Genomic DNA, 18,106 nt, shown 5'->3' with positions numbered 1-18,106 from the left:
GGCTAGAATTATTTTATAATAAATTTTTTACTTCCCAAGAAAGTATTTTAATCTGTGTAAATACTCAGAAAATATTCTTCTGAATGTAAACTTTACAAAACGTGCAAACCCGAATACTTCATTAGGGGATTTGGGTTGCCACTGGCAATTCTGTAGGTTCAGCATTATAACATTAAAACAATCTTTCATGAAAATCCTCAACCTTACTCACTTCCTCAATCTTGATCCCGAATTTTCTTTTGGGAATTTTATTTAAATTTGAAACGAAGATTTTCTCGTAACCCAGTTTTTCTGCTTCAGTAATTCTTTGTTCGACTTGTGCTACGGGGCGTATTTCTCCACTCAGACCAATCTCTCCGGCAAAACAGAAATGTTCAGAAATAGCAATGTCTTCATTAGATGATAAAATTGATGCGACAACCGCCAAATCTAAAGCAGGATCGTCTGTTTTTATTCCGCCTGTAATGTTTAAGAAAACGTCTTTTGCTCCCAGCTGAAAACCTGCTCTTTTTTCTAACACAGCCAAAAGCATGTTCAGTCTTTTAGAATCAAAACCAGTACAGCTCCTTTGCGGAGTTCCGTAAACTGCGGTGCTTACCAACGCCTGAATTTCAGAAGCATCGGTCTGTTTCCTTCCAGAGTTACTGCAACAGAATTTCCAGACAGTTCTTCAAATTTTTTAGTAATTAGAATTTCTGAAGGATTTTTTATTTCCTTTAAACCTTGCGAAACCATTTCGTAAATTCCGATTTCCGAGGTTGATCCGAAACGATTTTTATTCGCTCTCAGCAATCTGAAAAGATGATTTCTGTCACCGTCAAAATTCAAAACGACATCAACCATGTGTTCCAGAACTTTTGGTCCTGCAATTTGTCCGTCCTTTGTAATATGACCAACCAGGAAAACGGGAACATTGTTTTCTTTCGCATATTTGATGATTTCATTTGAGCATTCGCGGATCTGGGAAACTGTTCCGGGTGAGCTTTCAATCAATTGTGACTGCAACGTTTGGATAGAATCTATAATCACAAAATCCGGTTCAAGTTTCTTAGCTTCGTGAAGAATTTTTTCTAAAGAAGTTTCAGTGTACAGAAAGCAATTCGGATTTTTCACATCAGCCAAACGATCGGCTCTCATTTTGATCTGAGATGCACTTTCTTCTCCGGAAACGTAAAAAATTTTCTTTTTCATCTTTAAGGCAAGCTGAAGAAGAAGGGTAGATTTTCCGATTCCGGGTTCGCCACCAATTAAAGTGACCGATCCTAAAACAATTCCGCCTCCCAAGACGCGGTTCAGTTCATCAGAAGGGGTTTTTATTCTGGGCTCTTCAATGGCTTCAACTTCGATAATGTTGATGACACTCTGTTTGGTTTTTGAAGGAGATAAACTTTTTTGAGGAGTTTTTTCTACAATTTCTTCTACCAGAGTATTCCATTCTCCACAGTTTTTACACTGTCCCATCCATTGTGAATATTGAGATCCGCAGTTTTGACAGAAATATGCTGTTCTTAGTTTTGCCATGCTGTAAAATTATAAAAAATCTGTCTCAAAATTTTTCACAAATAGTATTAATGTTATCATACATCAATGAATATTTTGAATTTTCTGGTGTACATTTGTTCTATAAATTTTAAAAAATGAAAAAAATACTTTTTAGTTTCATATTTACATTAGTAGGTATATTCACATTTGCTCAAAATAACTGGAGCGTAGATCCGATGCATTCATCTGTCAATTTCAATATCAAACACATGGGAATCAGCTTTGTGCAGGGTAGATTTGATAAATTTGACGGAACTGTTTCCATGCCGGGAAATAATTTGGATGATGCTAAATTTAATTTCAATGTTTATACAGAATCAATTAATACAGGTGTTGATCCGAGAGATAAACATTTAAGAAGTGCAGACTTCTTTGATGTAGAAAAGTTTCCTTCGATGTCTTTTGAAGGTGCAACTATTTCTCAGGCAAAAGGAAATAATTATACATTAAAAGGTAAATTAACCATTAAGAACGTCACTAAAGATATAACCATTCCTGTAACTTTTGGAGGTATTACAAAAAATCAGCAGGGAAAAGAAGTTGCAGGATTGCAGGCAAAATTTACCGTAAATCGTTTGGATTACAATATTAAATATGATCCTACCGGAGCTGGTGTGGCAAAAGATGTTGAGGTGAATTTGTATTTTGAATTGGTAAAGCAATAATTTTCATATATATATAATTTGGTTTAGGTGGAGGTTTCTCAAGTTTTGAGAAGCCTTTTTCTTTTTATAAGCAAATAAATTTCTATGGTTAAATTATTTATGACGTAGATCAAGATAAGTTCTTTCCAGTCTTTCATATTCATTTTTCCAATCTGCTGCGGTTTTTTCAATTTTTTCAATTTTTAAAATCTGAAATTTCTATTTCTTCGAGATTATCTATTGTGTTTCTATCTTCTATGTGTTCGAAATCTACAGCACACCAAACATTTAAATGCTGATTACAAATTTCAATATATAATTTTTCACCTATTTGACTTTTAAATAAAAGATGATAATTTAAAATATTCTCTTTGAAATAGATAAAAACACCTTCGTAATAATCGTGATGGCGGTCTGTAAAATAAATATTGAAGCCGTCATTTCTCCAACGTGGTAGGTTATCAAATTTTAACAATAGCCCATTTGTAGTTAAAAGCTCAACCTTTTTTAGACAGACAAGTTTATTAAGAATTTGCATTGTTAAAAATTTAATTACTAAAATACACAATCAAATTCAGTTACAAAATTGCTTTGCTTTGCTTTTTCCCCTAACTTTGCACAAACCTAATCTAATGAGTAAAAAGAATACAAAGTATATCTTTGTGACAGGAGGTGTAACTTCATCTTTGGGAAAGGGAATCGTTTCTGCTTCTCTGGACTTCTACTAAAATCACGTGGCTTTAATGTAACGATCCAAAAATTAGATCCTTATATCAATATCGACCCGGGAACGCTGAATCCTTATGAACACGGAGAATGTTACGTAACTGAAGATGGTGCTGAAACAGATTTGGATTTAGGACACTATGAGCGTTATCTTGACTCTCCAACTTCTCAAAATAACAACGTTACTACCGGGAAAATCTACCAAACTGTAATCGAAAAAGAAAGAAAAGGAGATTTCCTTGGAAAAACAGTTCAGGTAATTCCGCATATTACCAACGAAATTAAACGCAGAATTAAAATTTTATCTAAGCAGAACTACGACATCATTATTACTGAAATCGGCGGAACTGTAGGAGATATAGAATCTTTACCTTACATAGAAACTGTACGTCAGCTGAAATGGGAATTGGGAGAGAAAAATTCTATGGTAATACACCTTACTTTGTTGCCATATTTAGCTTCAAGTGGAGAATTAAAAACAAAACCTTCTCAACATTCTGTTCGTCAATTGATGGAAAGCGGAATTATGGCTGATGTTTTAGTATGCAGAACCGAGCATAAAATTCCAAAAGATCAAAGAGCAAAACTGGCTCAATTTTGCAACGTTTCTTTAGATAATGTGATTGAATGTAAAGATCTGGAAACAATTTATGAAGTTCCGATGTACCTTCAAAAACAAAACTTTGATGATGTAGTGCTGAAAGGATTGGATCTGAAAAGTGACAAAGAAGCTGATCTGAAAGACTGGAAAACCTTTCTTAAAAAATTCCAGAATCCAAAAAGAACGGTTGAGATTGCGTTGGTAGGAAAATATATTTCTCTTCAGGATTCTTATATTTCAATTGCAGAAGCTTTCAAACACGCCGGAGCAGATATTGAAACGGAAGTAAAAATAAGATGGGTTTACAGTGGTGATTTAACCAAAGACAATATCAAAGAAACTCTAGACGGAGTTTGCGGTATCTTGGTTGCTCCAGGTTTTGGTGACAGAGGTATTGAAGGTAAAATCCTTACGGCTCAATATGCAAGAGAAAATAAAGTTCCGATGTTGGGTATTTGTCTGGGAATGCAGATCATGACGGTTGAGTTTGCCAGAAATGTTTTAGGTTATACTAAAGCTAACTCTATGGAATTTGATACTTCTACGGAACATCCTGTAATTTCTTTAATGGAAGAACAGAAAAATGTAGTAGACAAAGGAGGTACAATGCGACTCGGAGCATGGAAATGTGCTGTGAAAAACGGGTCAAAATTACATGAAATCTACAGCAGTAAGCATATCTCTGAAAGACACCGTCACCGTTACGAATTCAACAGTGAATATATTCAGGAATTTGAGAAAAATGGTTTCTTAGCAACGGGTACAAACCCGGAAACAGGCTTAGTGGAAGCGCTGGAAATGCCGGATCATCCATTTTATGTAGGGGTGCAATATCACCCGGAATACAAGAGTACGGTAGCAAGTCCGCATCCTTTGTTCAGAGCTTTTATTAAGGCTTGTGAGAAAGAGATAAAGTAATTACTTGATAAAGACGTTATATAATACACTCAGATTGATTTTTGTCAGTCTGAGTTTATTATATAGTAACATATTATAATGTAGAGTTTTGATAAAAAAACAGTATTTTTGTCGACTCAAAAAGTATGGCATTGCCATGCTGATTTAAATTTTAAAATTTTAATTAAAATAAAATGCAACAGAACAACGGACTCGATAAAAGTCAGATTATTAGTTTTGCGGTTTTATGTTTGGTCCTTTTCGGATTCATGTTTTATTTTCAGAATAATCAACAGGAAGAAGAAAAGCTGAAAGCTGAGCAACAGAAAACAGAACAGGCAAAAAACCCCGTAAAACCAACTCCGGCAGCCAATATCAATCCCAATGTAACTCCGAATTCTATTCAGATTTCTAATTTGGAAAACAAGCAGCTGAAACTTGAATTTTCAAGCTTAGGAGGGCAGGTTTCAAAAGTGGAACTTTTAGAATACAAAGCGTATGACCGTAAAACGGATAAAGCAGATCTTCCGCTTAATCTGATTACTAAAAATAATTCAAGCTACGGTTTTCAGTTTAAAGATAAAACAGGGAAAACCATCAATACTAAAGATTTGGTTTTTTCGCCAACTGTTGCAGGAAATGCAGTGACCATGACTGCCAATTATAACGGAGCTGTTATTCAGTTTATTTATACATTATTAGATAAATACAGAGTTGATTTTAAAGTAAGAACTCAGGGGCTTGCAAAAATTACTTCTGATAATAAAGCAGATTTTATTTGGGACTACCAAGTGAGAAATCTCGAAAAAGGAAGAGCTCAGGAACAGTCTCACTCAGAATTTTCTTATGCGTTTAATAATTATGAAGATTATGATTATGACGGAAGAACGGATATGACTGAGGATAAAGAAACACTCAACTGGATTGGTGTAAAACAACAATTTTTCTCCTCTGTAATCGAGGCTAAAAATGGTTTCACACAAAGTAAAGGAAATCAGGAAGCCTTCGAAGAAGGTGAATATCTGAAAAAACTGAATTATGAAGGTTTTGTTCAGATGACAGGAAGTGAATTGAATCAGGATTTTACCTGGTACTTTATGCCTTTAGATCTAAAACTACTAAAAACCTACGATAAAAACTTTGACGAAATTTTACCGTTAGGCTGGTCATTCATCGGAGCAATGAACCGTTATTTCTTCATGCCGATGTACAATCTTATTGCATCTTGGGGAATTACAGCGGGTTGGGTAATTTTCTTAATGACGATTATCGTAAAATTAATCTTGTCACCCATTATGTACAAGCAGCATAAATTGAGTGCGATGATGAAAGTGATTCGTCCGGAAATTGATGAAGCAACCGCAAAATTCAAGGATGCAGATCCTATGAAAAAGCAACAGGCTACAATGGAGATTTACAGGAAAGCGGGGGTGAATCAAATGGCGGGATGTTTACCGGCATTGGTGCAGATTCCTATTTTCTATGCATTATTCAGATTTTTCCCGAATTTTATCGACTTGAGAGGTCAGGGTTTCTGGTTTGCAAAAGATCTTACAGCATATGACGATTTGATTAAATTGCCATTCAATGTACCGTTTTTAGGAGAGCATTTAAGTGTATTTGCTATTGCTTGTACAATTGTTATCTTAATTTACACGGTAATGACTTCAGGAAATATGCAGCAGCCACAACAGGAAGGGATGCCGAATATGAAAGTATTGATGTACATTTTCCCAATCACATTCTTATTCTTTCTGAACACATCAGCTTCAGGTTTATCTTGGTACTATTTTGTGTCAAATGCGATCAACATCTTGATTATTCTTGTCATCAAGTATTTGATTCTGGATGAAAAGAAAATTCATGCACAGATTCAGGCAAATAAAGAAAAGCCGAAAACAGAAGGTAAGTTCCAGAAGCGAATGCGAGAAATGATGGAAAAGGCTCAGGAACAGCAGAAAACGCAGGAGCAGACAAAAAATAAAAAGAAATAACTTATTATAACAAAAAGAGAAGCAGTTTATTGCTTCTCTTTTTTATTTGGAATGATTTTAAATTTAAAATGTTAAAATCTGTAATATAATAATTCACACACCAATTTATTTAATCATAGTTTAACCTGAAAGATAGACGGTGATATTTTGTTACACCATGCTTTGTCAGGGCTTCCTGGTGTTTTTTTGTGGCATAACCAAAGTTGGTGTTCCAGCCATATTCTGGGTGTTCATCATGTAGCCGGATCATCAGTTGATCTCTGTAATTTTTGGCTAAAATAGATGCTGCAGCAATTGATAATATTTTTGAATCACCTTTAATGATACATTGATGCGGAATGAAATTATATGGATGAAATTTGTTTCCATCTACCAAAATGAGCTCTGGTATAATGGTAAGTTGATCAAGAGCTCGATGCATTGCATGAATACTGGCATTCAGTATATTATGTTCGTCAATGAAAGTTGGCGGAAGTTCAGCAATTGCATAATTTTTTACATGGTCTTTGATGTAGCTGTCGAGTTCCATTCTCTTTTTAAAAGTTAATTTTTTTGAGTCATTTACCAGATTCTGATTAAAATTTTCATCCAAGATTACTGCCGCCGCAACCACTGGTCCACACAGGCATCCTCTGCCTACCTCATCGCAACCTGCTTCAATATAAAGATTTGACCATTTCTTTAATAATTCCATAAAAATTAACATTTACGTAAAGACAAATTTATCGAAAAATTAATGTACTATGAAGTGAATAATAATTTTTTCTCTTTTTAACAGTTTTTTATGAAAAAGTTTCACAACTTTGTTAACACAAAATTAATGTATAAATATGAAGAAATTAACAGCAGGTGTACTAGCTTTAGTATTATCTTCCTCGTTTGTTGTTGTAAATGCTCAGGAAACGCAGAAAGATACAATTAAAACACAAGAGATTGAGGGAGTTGTTGTAACCGCACTTGGTATCAAAAGAGAAAAAAAATCCTTAGGTTATTCGTCACAAACTCTAGACGCAGAGAAAGTAAATTCTGTACCAACAAATAATTTCATCAATAACTTATCGGGGAAAGTTGCCGGTATGGAAATTAAAAATAATGGTAATTTCGGTGGATCTAGTAATATTGTTTTAAGAGGTACAAAAAGTATTACGGGTGACAACCAAGCTTTAATAGTTTTGGACGGAGTACCCATTATTAGTGGTAACTTAAATTCAACTGATGCTTCAAGAGGTAGAGATGGTTTCGACTTCGGAAATGCTACTGCAGATATTGATCCAAATAACATAGAATCTATAAATGTTCTAAAAGGAGCAGCTGCAACTGCATTATATGGTAGTATGGCATCCAACGGAGCTGTCATCATTACAACTAAGAAAGGAAAAAAGGGGAAATCACTAGGTCTTACATTGAACTCAACAGTTTCTGTTGGTGAAATTGACAGATCAACTTTTCCTAAATATCAAAAATTATATGGAGCAGGATATTCGGGTCAAGACAGTTTTTTTAATGAAGATGTAAATGGTGATGGTGTCGTTGATATTTTCAGCACCAACTGGAGATGATGCTTCATATGGTGCTGCATTTAATCCTAATTTATTAGTTTATCAATGGAATTCTTTTGTACCAGGAAACCCAAACTTTGGAAAAGCAACACCATGGGTAGCTGCTAAAAACGATCCTAGCAAATTTTTCCAAAAGTCACTTTCTTTTGTCAACAGTTTTAATTTAAATGGAGGTGACGAATCAAATACTTATAACTTAACTTTTACTAACAACTATGAAACGGGTATTTTACCAAATAGTAGATTGAATAAAAATATGCTAAGTGGTAATTATACCAGAAAATTTAATGATAAGTTTAGTGCACGTACTTTTTTAACATTCAATGATCAAACAACTATCGGACGAAATTCTGTAGGATATGGTGATAATATTATGACCGGTTTTAGACAGTGGTGGCCAGTAAATGTTGATATTTTAGAATTGAGAGACGAATTTTTCAGAACCAACCAAAATTATACATGGAATATGAATTCTCCTCTGGATGGTGATCTGTCTGCCGCATTTTGGAATAATCCTTATTGGGATAGATACAAAAACTATTCATCTGATGATAAAACAAGATTAATTGCTGGTGCTGAACTATCTTATGATGTTACCGACAAATTTAATGTATTGGGAAGAGCGACAATAGATTATACAAACAGCAAACAAGAAATAAGAAAGGCTGTGGGCAGCCATGCTGAAGAGTTTGGCCTTGCACAAGCTGATGAAACTTCAGGATATTGGGTTTTTGATGATAATGTTATGAGACAGACCTACGATGTAATTGGAAGGTATAATTTAAATATATCGGATAAATTTAGTGCTTTGTTTGTAGGTGGAGCGCAGTTTTTGGATCAGCGCCAAAGAAGTATGGAAAATTCAACTACAGGCGGGCTGATAATACCTGATCTTTATACAATTGGTAACTCAAGATCGTATTTTCCTCCTATCGAAGGCAATATAAGAGGTCAGAAAGCTGGAGTTTATGCTCAGGCATCATTTGATTTTGACAGATTTTTGTTCTTAGAAGGTACTATTCGTAATGATACGTCAAGTGCTCTTCCAAAAGCAAATAACAACTATACCTATTATTCATTAGGCTCTAGTTTTGTTTTCTCAGAATTATTTAAAAGCAGCTGGTTAAATTTTGGAAAAGTAAGATTAAGTTATGCAGAAGTTGGTAATGATATGGCATTTGGAAGACCTGGCTTCTTCTCCAACAGAGGAACTGTTAGCGGAACTCCTATGGCAGATATAAGTACAACTTATGTAGACTATAATAACCTAAAACCAGAAAGACAGAAAAGCTGGGAAGTGGGTCTTGAGACATCTATGTTTAAACGAAGAGTAACTTTAGATTTGTCACTTTATAAAACAAATACATCTGACTTACTGTTTAGCGTGCCTCAGTCACCATCTACTGCATATAGTTTTTCTTTAATCAATGCAGGTGAAACAGAAAATAAAGGTATTGAAGTATCATTAGGTTTAGTACCACTGAAAAGTACAAATTTCCAATGGGATATTAATCTTAACTGGGCTAGAAATAGAAACATTGTAAAGGCTTTAAACCAAGGCAGAGATAATTTACAGCTTGCAAGTTTCCAGGAAACAACTCTGAATGCGACTATTGGTCAGCCATACGGAACGTTTCGGGGAACAGGATTTGTTTATGACTCAAACGGTAATAAAGTGGTAGACGATGATGGATTCTATTTGGTAGCATCGGACAAAGTTTTAGGCAACATTCAACCAGATTGGATTGGTGGAATCTACAACACGTTCAGATATAAAAATATTTCACTGGGTTTCCTGATTGATGTTAGACAGGGAGGCAGTGTATATTCTCTTGATCAATCTTACGGAGGACTTACTGGAATTTACGAATACAGTGCAGGATTAAATGATTTAGGAAATCCAATCAGAAATACACTTGAAAACGGTGGTGGAGTTATATTGAACGGAGTAAAACAAGATGGTACTCCCAATGATATAAGAATTGACGCATCTTTTGCTGGAGGAGCGTTCGGTACAGATGCAGGTGTACCTCAAGAGGCTTTTGTATATGATGCTTCATATGTGAAACTGCGTGAGGCAAAACTTTCTTACAGCTTACCTGCAGATTTATTGAGAAATACATTTATTAAAGGAATGACTTTAAGTTTGCTCGGTCAAAATTTATGGATTATACATAAAAATCTTCCTGATGCTGATCCTGAAGCCGGTACTTCTTCCGGAAATATACAAGGATTCCAATCAGGGGTAATGCCAACGACACGTATTTATTCTTTCAACGTAAAATTAGATTTCTAAATTAATTAAAATGAAAAAAATATTTTCAATACTAACCATAGGTTCTCTAGCTGTTTTCACGGGATGTGTAAACGGAGATGAAGAATTCAACAATAACCAAAGTCAGCCATACGAGGTGCCATCTGAACTTCTATTTACCAATGCTCAGAAAGAGCTTATGGATCAAATGGAAACACCAAGTGTAAATTTAAATGTCTTTAGATTTTTTCAACATTATTTAGCTACAACGATTTATAGAAATGATGCTAGGTTCAATTTTACCGGAACCAGAAAAGTTCCGGATAATATGTGGTTAGCATTGTACACTGATGTATTGGGTAATCTTAACGAATCTAAAAAAGTTATTTCTAAAGAGGTTAAGCCAACTGCAATTTCTCAGGCAGCATGGGAAAAGCAGCAAGCTAATAAATTAGCAATTGTTAATTTATTAGAAATTTATACTTATCAAGTTTTAGTCGACAGTTTCGGAAACGTCCCATATACGGAAGCAGCAAAACCAGAATCAATAGTGCTTCCAAAATATGATGATGCCAAAACAATATATGAAGATTTGATCAGCAGATTAAATACGATCGTAGGGACATTAGATTCAGGATACCCAAGTTTCGAAACGGGAGATAATATTTACAATGGTGATGTAAGTAAATGGATTGTTTTTGCTAATAGTTTAAAACTTAAAGTAGGTATCAATCTTGCAGATGTTAATCCTACTTTAGCAAAGCAAACTGTGGAGTCTGCTTACAAGGGTGGTGTTATGCTTACAAACGCAGAAAACTCATCATTTAAATATGACGTTACTTCGCCAAACTTTAACAGATTGTATGCTGAAGTTATTGCAAGTAATAGAAATGATTTTGTTGCTGAAGAAGAAATTGTAAATACAATGAATAATTTAAATGATCCTAGAAGACCTTTTTACTTTACAGAAGTATCTGGAGGAGGTTATGTCGGAGGTACAGTGGGGCAAACAAATACCTATAGTGCTAATTCTCACATAGGCGATGCTTTACTTCCAGCGAATAAACCAGGATTGTTATTTGATGCAGCCGAGGTTAATTTCTATCTTGCTGAAGCTGCAGCAAGAGGATACACCGTAGGATCTTCCGCTCAACAATATTATCAAAATGCTATTGAAAGATCGATGCAGCAATGGGGCGTGCCGGCAGCTGCTATTACTGCGTACTTGGCCAATCCTGATGTAGCTTATTCTAATGCCAATTGGAAACAAAAAATTGGTCAACAAGCTTGGATTGCCATGTATAACAGAGGATTTGAATCTTGGAATTTTTACAGAAGATTAGATTACCCTGTTTTGGCAGCACCTGATGCAATACCTGCAGCCGAAGGCAAGGTACCAACAAGATTGACTTACCCTATTAATGAACAGACGGTAAACGGTACTAATTGGTCTTCTGCTTCTTCTGCAATTGGAGGAGATAAATTGACAACAAAAATATTTTGGGATATTAATTAATTTAGAGTTAATTTAATATTATTCAAACTTAAACCGCCTTCGGGCGGTTTTTTTATTTCCGTATATTTGCCATTCAAATTAGAATAATGAATATTAAAGATATTATAGAACAAAAACTGGCAGAGGTTATCCTTAATGTCTATCAACTTAAAGATATAAAATTAGAAATTCAGGAAAATAAAACCGAGTTTGAAGGAGATTTTACCATTGTCACTTTTCCGTTGGTGAAACAGTTGAAGAAAAACCCTGAAAGTATAGGAGTAGAATTAGGTGAAGCGTTAACGACTCAAACAGATCTGCTTGAAAGTTTTAATGTAATAAAAGGCTTTTTGAATGTAAAAGTTAAAAATCAGTTTTTTATTAATCAATTTAAAACAGTAGCTGAACAATTTGCAACGATAGAAAAGAAAAATGCTACCGTAATGGTAGAATATTCTTCACCCAATACCAACAAGCCACTTCACTTAGGACATATCAGAAATAACTTATTAGGATTTTCTGTTGCGCAGATTCTGAAAGAAGATGGATATGATGTCATTAAAAGTCAGATCATTAACGATAGAGGTATTCATATATGTAAGTCGATGTTGGCTTGGGAAAAATTTGGGAAAGGCGAAACTCCGGATACAGATCATATAAAAGGAGATACATTTGTTGGAAACTACTACGTTGAGTTTGATAAAAACTATAAAAAAGAAATCGCCGAATTAATAACACAAGGAATTTCTGAAGATCAGGCAAAAAAAGAAGCTCCTCTCATGAAAGAAGCCCAAAAAATGCTACTTGATTGGGAAAATGGTGACGAAAAAGTGAGAAATCTTTGGAAAGAGATGAATTCTTGGGTGTATGAAGGTTTTAATCAGACGTATAAAAGACTTGGGGTAGATTTCGATCAGGTTCAATATGAAAGCAATACTTATATTTTAGGAAAAGATCTTATTCAGGAAGGCTTGGATAAAGGTGTTTTGTATAAAAAAGAAGACGGCTCTGTTTGGTGTGATTTGACTGAAGGTGGTTTGGATGAGAAACTTTTGCTTCGTTCAGACGGAACTTCAGTATATATGACGCAGGATTTAGGAACTGCAGTTGAGCGTTTTAAAGAAAATAATATTCAGAAGTTAATTTATACGGTAGGTAACGAACAGGATTATCATTTCCAGGTTTTATTTAAAGTTTTAGGTAAGCTTGGGTATTCGTGGGCAGATCAATTGTACCATTTGTCTTACGGAATGGTTGAGCTGCCGGAAGGGAAAATGAAATCTCGTGAAGGAACCGTAGTGGATGCAGACGATTTGATGCAGGAAATGTATGAAACGGCAAAATCAAAATCTCAGGAACTAGGAAAATTAGAAACTTTGTCTGATGAGGAAAAAGAATCTTCTTATGAAGCAGTTGGTATGGGAGCTTTAAAATATTTTATGCTGAAAGTTGACCCAAAGAAAAAAATGCTTTTCAACCCAGCTGAAAGTATTGATTTCAATGGAAATACAGGTCCGTTTATTCAATATACATTTGCCAGAATTCAGTCGCTTTTAGCAAAAGCTGAGTATACTAAAAAAGAGATTGCAGAAGTTGAATTGAATCAATTTGAAAAAGAATTGATCATGCAATTAGCGAACTATAAAACGGTTGTTTCCAGAGCGGCAGAAAGTTTAAGTCCGGCTTTAGTTGCTAATTATCTGTATGATGTTGTAAAAACGTATAATTCATTCTATCAGAATAATCCGATTGTGATTCAGGAAAATGAAAATATAAAACAATTGCGTTTAGAATTATCTGATCTTACTGCGAAAACAATTAAAAAATCTTTAGGATTATTAGGAATTGGAACGGTGAACAGAATGTAAAATTCTTAAACAAGTTAGTTTTTAAAGCAATAATAAAAGTCTGGTGAATAGCCGGACTTTTGTATTTTAGTAGTGGCTTTAAGTATCATTATTACAGCTCATTAAGAGGATTCCAAAATATATTTTTAAAGTTTTTTATTCTGAAATTTTCTATTTCAATACCTTCAGCTTCTAATCTTTCCTGAAATTCTGGAACAGACAAAATTCCTGAACTGGAAATCACCCGATGAGCCGGAACATCTTTCGGGCAACCTCCCATTGCTTTTCCAACGTGGCGTGAATGATTGGGAAAGCCAACCGCTTTAGCAATCGCTCCGTAGCTTGTCACCCTTCCTTTGGGAACTAACTTGGTAATTTCCCAGACCTGTTGTTTGAAAATTTCATTCATTTAGTTTGCTTAAATTATATTCAAAAATAAGATTTTAGCTCATGTATTAAAGTTTAAAATGAATGTTTTTTTAGGAATTTATTTTAAATATTGCATAATTTTTGAATTATACTATTTAAATCTAAAGTTATGAAAAAGTTCATTTTCAGATTATTAAATAAAATCAACAAAGCCGTTTTACCGAAACTGAGTGATAAAGATCCTGCAAAACTCACTAAACTGCAAAAAGGCATTTTAGCATATCGTTACTTTGTACTGACCAATTCTTTGGATTGAAACAACGTTAATCGCGAGATTTTTAGAAACAAAAAAACGCCTCAAAGTTGAAGCGTTTTATATCTAAGATTCAGACTTTTGTCTGCAAATTTAATTTTCTAAGATGTAAGAAAACATCAATGGTGCACAAATGGTTGCATCACTTTCAACGATAAATTTCGGCGTAGTGATATCCAGTTTACCCCAAGTGATTTTTTCGTTCGGAACAGCTCCGGAATATGAACCGTAAGAAGTCGTTGAGTCTGAAATCTGACAGAAATATGACCAGAACGGAATATCATGCATTTCCATATCCTGATACAGCATGGGTACAACGCAAATAGGAAAATCTCCGGCTATACCTCCTCCAATTTGGAAGAAACCAACCCCTTTTCCGGCAGAGTTTTTAGTATACCAATCTGCCAGATACGTCATGTATTCGATGCCTGATTTCATGGTTGTAGCAGTCAATTCACCTTTGATGCAGTAAGACGCAAAAATGTTTCCCATGGTAGAATCTTCCCAGCCGGGAACTACAATTGGAAGATTTTTCTCAGCTGCAGCAATCATCCAGGAGTTTTCTCTGGGAATCTCATAATATTGCTCCAAAACTCCGGAAAGAATCATTTTATACATAAATTCATGCGGAAAATATCTTTCACCCTTTGCTTCAGCATCTTTCCAGATTTCTACGATATGTTTCTGCAATCTTCTGAAAGCTTCTTCTTCAGGAATACAAGTATCGGTAACTCTGTTTAAGCCTCTTTCCAATAAATCCCATTCGTCCTGAGCTGTCAAATCTCTATAATGAGGAACTCTTTCGTAGTGAGAATGCGCAACAAGATTCATCAGGTCTTCCTCAAGATTCGCCCCAGTACAAGAGATAAAATCTACTTTATCCTGACGGATCATTTCAGCTAAGATCTTTCCCAACTCAGCAGTCGACATTGCTCCTGCCAAAGTAATCATCATTTTTCCACCTTCTTTCAAATGGGCAACATAGCCTTTTGATGCGTCTACCAAAGCTGCTGCATTGAAGTGCAGGTAATATTTTTCTATGAACTCAGTAATCGGTTTGCTCATTATTTTTATTTTTCACAAAGATAAAATTTAAAAACGGAAAGTTGCAGCTACACTCAAAGAAAGTCTGCTTAATCCTTCTTTTTCCTCATCACCGAAATTTACCGTTGTACCATTATATTTCATCTTGCTTAAAGTTCCTGCGGTAGTACCTAATTTTGGACCTATTAAAATCTGATTGGTGATTGCATATTGATAAGCGAAATTAGCTTCCAAACCAAGATTGGAGCCTGTTCCTTTTACAGCTCCTGTTTTGGTGGTGTAGGTAATAACACCTAATGCAATGTCATAATAGAATTTGTGTTTAGTGTCTTGTTTAAAATTTGAAAACATAAATGAAGGTCCAATAAATGTAATATTATCTTTGGTGCTTACAAACCCCGAAACCGTGTTTCCATTTGAATCTTGCACAGTTATTCTCCCATCGTTTGAAGCACTGAAGTTTGAATATTTTACACCAATTGCACCGTCTCCTTTTAAATGATAATATGCAGAAATATCAAAATTAATTCCGCTTTTCAGACCTTTAATGTAATCTCTCGTTTCTTTGGGAATTCCACTGGGCATTTTTGCCAAACGCCATGCATAACCTACAGACGGAATTAGCGAAATTTTTGGTTCTGATTTTAAGTTTTCTTCTTGCGCTGAAAACAAGAATGGGATTACGAAAGCTCCCGACATCAAAAGTTTTTTAAACATAGTTATTAATTTCCGCAAAAATACTGTTTTTTCTAATTGACGAGAATTAAAATTTGAAACGTCTGTTTTCTTTTTTGTCTGAATTTTGTTTTTTCTGCTGAATACGTTTTTCTACAGACGATTTTGTTGGTTTCGTTTTCGCCCTGAATTTTGGAATGATTAAAGCTTTATCTACAATATCAAGAATCTTTTCGGTAGCAATTTTCTTATTCTGAAGTTGTGTTCTGCTTTCAGAAACGCTTAGAAATAAAAATCCTTCCAGATTGATTCTGTTTTTCAGTTTTTCTAAAATTAAATCTTTTTGTCTCTCATTAAAAAACTCAGACTCTGAAATTTTCCAGGTAACGGTAACTGCAGTTTCCACTTTATTTACATTTTGTCCGCCTGCGCCGCTGCTTCGGGAAGTTTTGAAATTCAGTTCTTTGGAAAAATCTTTCATGTTTCACATTTTTAATTCCTTCATTTGGAAAGTTGGATCAACTTTAAGAAGAATTGCGACGAGGTGTTTATCAATTAGAATCTAATAAATCAACGACTTTCAATTGTTTTACGAAGCTCAGTTCTTTTTACCTTTCCATTGGGTGTTCTTGGGATTTCATCAACAAAGATAATCTGTTTTGGCTTGTGAAATTTCAGTTGATAATTGGTGATTAATATTTTTTCGATTAAAAATTCAGATTCATTTCCTTCAATTACTGCAATTAATCTCTCTCCCAAACTTTCATCTTTTAGGCCTAAAAATACAACTTCATTCGGAATTTCTTTTTTAACTAAAGCTTCCAGTTCTTCAGGAAATATTTTTGCTCCACCGGAATTGATCACGTTATCAATTCTCCCTAAAAACTTAAATTGATTGTCATCTCTTATTTCAACTAAATCATTAGTTTGTAAAGGTTCATCATTTAAATTAGGTGTGAAAATTTTCAGACAGCCTCTTTCATCCAAAGAAATGGAAATATTTTCAAAAACTGTAAAGTAGGGTTGCTGGTCTGGATAAATCTCTTTTAATGCAATGTGAGAAAGCGTTTCAGACATTCCGTAAGTTTCGTAAATTTTTATTTGAGAGTTGAAGGGTTTAAGAGTTTGGGTGATCTTAATTTTTAAGCTTTCCGAAACGGCTGCTCCGCCAATAATGAGATTTTTAATGAGATGAATTTTGTCTAAAGAATTTTCGACTTGCAAAGGAGTCATTGCACAGAAGTTAATTTCTTCATTCAGATTTTCTAAAGGTTTTACAGATGGATCAGTTACGATAAGCTTTAATTTTCTTTCAAAAGCACGAACCAACATCATTTTTCCGGAAATATATTCTACGGGAAGACAAAGTAGGGCAGTGTTATTTTTTTTCAAATCTAAAAAATCACAGGTCATTTTTGCTGAAGTGATCATTTTCGTTTTCTCAATTTCAAACATTTTCGGAACTCCTGTAGATCCGGATGTCTGTACTTGTACTGTTTCGGAACTCGAAAGCCATTCTTTTAAGAAAAAAAATATTTTTTTTTGAAATTCGGTATGAAAATGTAAATTATTAATTTCGAGATTATTGAAGTCAATCACCATGGTTGTCGCGGATAAAAATTTAGGTAAATTTAAAAAAAATAAAAAAACGATTTGCAGATAAATAAAAAAACTGTAAATTTGCATCACTAAAATAAACAGACCCATGGTGTAACGGTAGCACTCTGGTTTTTGGTACCATCAGTTGGGGTTCGAATCCCTGTGGGTCTACAAACCATCCTTTCTAAGGGTGGTTTTTGTTTTTAAGTACAGTTAATATTTTTTTCAAATTCATTTATATTTTTTTGTAGATATAGAAAAAAAATGTAGATTTGCACCACTAAAATAAAACAGACCCATGGTGTAACGGTAGCACTCTGGTTTTTGGTACCATCAGTTGGGGTTCGAATCCCTGTGGGTCTACAAACCATCCTTTTTAAGGGTGGTTTTTTTATTTTAATTAATCAAAAAGGGTATTTTTCACAAACCTGTTTATGGTGATCAGGTTTTTGTTATATAAAAACATACCTCATTTTCACAGAAATTCACCCTAAAAGGAACGGTTGGCAAACATATTGCTCATAAAATCAAACAAGTCCTATTTTTA

Annotated in this window: 14 protein-coding genes, 2 tRNA genes and 2 pseudogenes; 10 read left to right on the top strand and 8 right to left on the bottom strand. The window is 34.4% G+C overall.

All coding sequences use genetic code 11. The features are described 5' to 3' along the window. Positions 1-172: 172 nt before the first annotated feature. Positions 173-1,521, bottom strand: a pseudogene (radA, locus tag ACZZ9T_RS00850) (DNA repair protein RadA). Between the two features lie 116 nt (positions 1,522-1,637). Between radA and ACZZ9T_RS00845 the strand changes: the two are divergent. Further along, positions 1,638-2,207: a YceI family protein gene (locus ACZZ9T_RS00845; RefSeq protein ID WP_463429555.1), complete on the top strand. Its 570-nt coding sequence runs from the start codon at positions 1,638-1,640 to the stop codon at positions 2,205-2,207. Positions 2,208-2,382: 175 nt separating this feature from the next. Here the strand turns inward: ACZZ9T_RS00845 and ACZZ9T_RS00840 are convergent, their stop codons facing one another. Next, positions 2,383-2,724: a hypothetical protein gene (locus ACZZ9T_RS00840; RefSeq protein WP_463440533.1), complete on the bottom strand. Its 342-nt coding sequence runs from the start codon at positions 2,722-2,724 to the stop codon at positions 2,383-2,385. Between the two features lie 94 nt (positions 2,725-2,818). Between ACZZ9T_RS00840 and ACZZ9T_RS00835 the strand changes: the two are divergent. Next, positions 2,819-4,431, top strand: a pseudogene (locus ACZZ9T_RS00835) (CTP synthase). A 173-nt stretch (positions 4,432-4,604) separates the two neighbouring features. Then, positions 4,605-6,404, top strand: coding sequence for a membrane protein insertase YidC (gene yidC, locus ACZZ9T_RS00830; protein ID WP_463440532.1), 1,800 nt, complete (start codon positions 4,605-4,607; stop codon positions 6,402-6,404). 109 nt (positions 6,405-6,513) lie between these two features. Here the strand turns inward: yidC and ACZZ9T_RS00825 are convergent, their stop codons facing one another. Further along, positions 6,514-7,098 carry a ribonuclease HII gene (locus ACZZ9T_RS00825; RefSeq protein WP_463440531.1) on the bottom strand — a complete coding sequence of 195 codons (585 nt, stop codon included), beginning with the start codon at positions 7,096-7,098 and terminating at the stop codon, positions 6,514-6,516. 136 nt (positions 7,099-7,234) lie between these two features. Here ACZZ9T_RS00825 and ACZZ9T_RS00820 point away from each other — a divergent pair, with 136 nt between their 5' ends. The 4 genes from ACZZ9T_RS00820 to argS all read left to right on the top strand — a co-directional run bounded on the left by ACZZ9T_RS00820 (position 7,235) and on the right by argS (position 13,580). Then, entirely contained in the window at positions 7,235-7,963 is a 729-nt protein-coding gene (locus ACZZ9T_RS00820; RefSeq protein WP_463440530.1) for a TonB-dependent receptor plug domain-containing protein, read from the top strand. Next, complete coding sequence (locus ACZZ9T_RS00815; protein ID WP_463440529.1) at positions 7,929-10,259, top strand: TonB-dependent receptor domain-containing protein; 2,331 nt, start codon at positions 7,929-7,931, stop codon at positions 10,257-10,259. Before ACZZ9T_RS00820 ends, ACZZ9T_RS00815 begins: the two co-directional genes overlap by 35 nt. A gap of 10 nt (positions 10,260-10,269) precedes the next feature. Beyond that, entirely contained in the window at positions 10,270-11,733 is a 1,464-nt protein-coding gene (locus ACZZ9T_RS00810; protein WP_463440528.1) for a SusD/RagB family nutrient-binding outer membrane lipoprotein, read from the top strand. 86 nt (positions 11,734-11,819) lie between these two features. Then, entirely contained in the window at positions 11,820-13,580 is a 1,761-nt protein-coding gene (gene argS, locus ACZZ9T_RS00805; protein WP_463440527.1) for an arginine--tRNA ligase, read from the top strand. Positions 13,581-13,671: 91 nt separating this feature from the next. Here argS and ACZZ9T_RS00800 read toward each other — a convergent pair whose 3' ends face one another. Then, positions 13,672-13,968, bottom strand: coding sequence for an MGMT family protein (locus ACZZ9T_RS00800; protein WP_463440526.1), 297 nt, complete (start codon positions 13,966-13,968; stop codon positions 13,672-13,674). Positions 13,969-14,097: 129 nt separating this feature from the next. Here ACZZ9T_RS00800 and ACZZ9T_RS00795 point away from each other — a divergent pair, with 129 nt between their 5' ends. Further along, positions 14,098-14,244 (top strand): hypothetical protein, encoded by a 147-nt coding sequence (locus tag ACZZ9T_RS00795; RefSeq protein ID WP_463429545.1) that lies wholly within the window; start codon positions 14,098-14,100, stop codon positions 14,242-14,244. A gap of 90 nt (positions 14,245-14,334) precedes the next feature. Here the strand turns inward: ACZZ9T_RS00795 and ACZZ9T_RS00790 are convergent, their stop codons facing one another. From ACZZ9T_RS00790 to ACZZ9T_RS00775, 4 genes are all read right to left on the bottom strand, one after another. Continuing rightward, complete coding sequence (locus tag ACZZ9T_RS00790; protein ID WP_047444737.1) at positions 14,335-15,306, bottom strand: deoxyhypusine synthase family protein; 972 nt, start codon at positions 15,304-15,306, stop codon at positions 14,335-14,337. A gap of 27 nt (positions 15,307-15,333) precedes the next feature. Next, the gene (locus ACZZ9T_RS00785) at positions 15,334-16,002 is read right to left on the bottom strand and encodes a hypothetical protein (protein WP_463440525.1); all 669 of its coding nucleotides are present in this window, start codon (positions 16,000-16,002) and stop codon (positions 15,334-15,336) included. 46 nt (positions 16,003-16,048) lie between these two features. Next, a complete protein-coding gene (gene arfB, locus ACZZ9T_RS00780; protein ID WP_463440524.1) occupies positions 16,049-16,441 on the bottom strand; it encodes an alternative ribosome rescue aminoacyl-tRNA hydrolase ArfB in 393 nt (130 codons plus the stop codon). Positions 16,442-16,530: 89 nt separating this feature from the next. Beyond that, positions 16,531-17,562, bottom strand: coding sequence for an AMP-binding protein (locus tag ACZZ9T_RS00775; protein WP_463440523.1), 1,032 nt, complete (start codon positions 17,560-17,562; stop codon positions 16,531-16,533). 97 nt (positions 17,563-17,659) lie between these two features. On the opposite strand from ACZZ9T_RS00775, the gene ACZZ9T_RS00770 reads away from it, so the two are divergent. Together ACZZ9T_RS00770 and ACZZ9T_RS00765 are read left to right on the top strand one after the other, a co-directional pair. Next, positions 17,660-17,730 (top strand) — tRNA-Gln (locus tag ACZZ9T_RS00770). 121 nt (positions 17,731-17,851) lie between these two features. After that, positions 17,852-17,922: transfer RNA gene (locus ACZZ9T_RS00765), tRNA-Gln, on the top strand. Positions 17,923-18,106: the final 184 nt, after the last annotated feature.

This window comes from Chryseobacterium sp. AC417 (genome assembly GCF_979258215.1).
The sequence above is the reverse complement of the archived record's forward strand: the minus strand, read 5'-3'. Positions and strand labels throughout refer to the sequence as shown.

What these genes read in the sequence shown, in the direction of transcription:
- ACZZ9T_RS00845 (WP_463429555.1), top strand. Translation starts at nt 1,638, where the DNA reads ATGAAAAAAATACTTTTTAGTTTCATATTTACATTAGTAGGTATATTC.
- ACZZ9T_RS00840 (WP_463440533.1), bottom strand. Translation starts at nt 2,724, where the DNA reads ATGCAAATTCTTAATAAACTTGTCTGTCTAAAAAAGGTTGAGCTTTTA.
- yidC (WP_463440532.1), top strand. Translation starts at nt 4,605, where the DNA reads ATGCAACAGAACAACGGACTCGATAAAAGTCAGATTATTAGTTTTGCG.
- ACZZ9T_RS00825 (WP_463440531.1), bottom strand. Translation starts at nt 7,098, where the DNA reads ATGGAATTATTAAAGAAATGGTCAAATCTTTATATTGAAGCAGGTTGC.
- ACZZ9T_RS00820 (WP_463440530.1), top strand. Translation starts at nt 7,235, where the DNA reads ATGAAGAAATTAACAGCAGGTGTACTAGCTTTAGTATTATCTTCCTCG.
- ACZZ9T_RS00810 (WP_463440528.1), top strand. Translation starts at nt 10,270, where the DNA reads ATGAAAAAAATATTTTCAATACTAACCATAGGTTCTCTAGCTGTTTTC.
- argS (WP_463440527.1), top strand. Translation starts at nt 11,820, where the DNA reads ATGAATATTAAAGATATTATAGAACAAAAACTGGCAGAGGTTATCCTT.
- ACZZ9T_RS00800 (WP_463440526.1), bottom strand. Translation starts at nt 13,968, where the DNA reads ATGAATGAAATTTTCAAACAACAGGTCTGGGAAATTACCAAGTTAGTT.
- ACZZ9T_RS00795 (WP_463429545.1), top strand. Translation starts at nt 14,098, where the DNA reads ATGAAAAAGTTCATTTTCAGATTATTAAATAAAATCAACAAAGCCGTT.
- ACZZ9T_RS00790 (WP_047444737.1), bottom strand. Translation starts at nt 15,306, where the DNA reads ATGAGCAAACCGATTACTGAGTTCATAGAAAAATATTACCTGCACTTC.
- ACZZ9T_RS00785 (WP_463440525.1), bottom strand. Translation starts at nt 16,002, where the DNA reads ATGTTTAAAAAACTTTTGATGTCGGGAGCTTTCGTAATCCCATTCTTG.
- arfB (WP_463440524.1), bottom strand. Translation starts at nt 16,441, where the DNA reads ATGAAAGATTTTTCCAAAGAACTGAATTTCAAAACTTCCCGAAGCAGC.
- ACZZ9T_RS00775 (WP_463440523.1), bottom strand. Translation starts at nt 17,562, where the DNA reads ATGGTGATTGACTTCAATAATCTCGAAATTAATAATTTACATTTTCAT.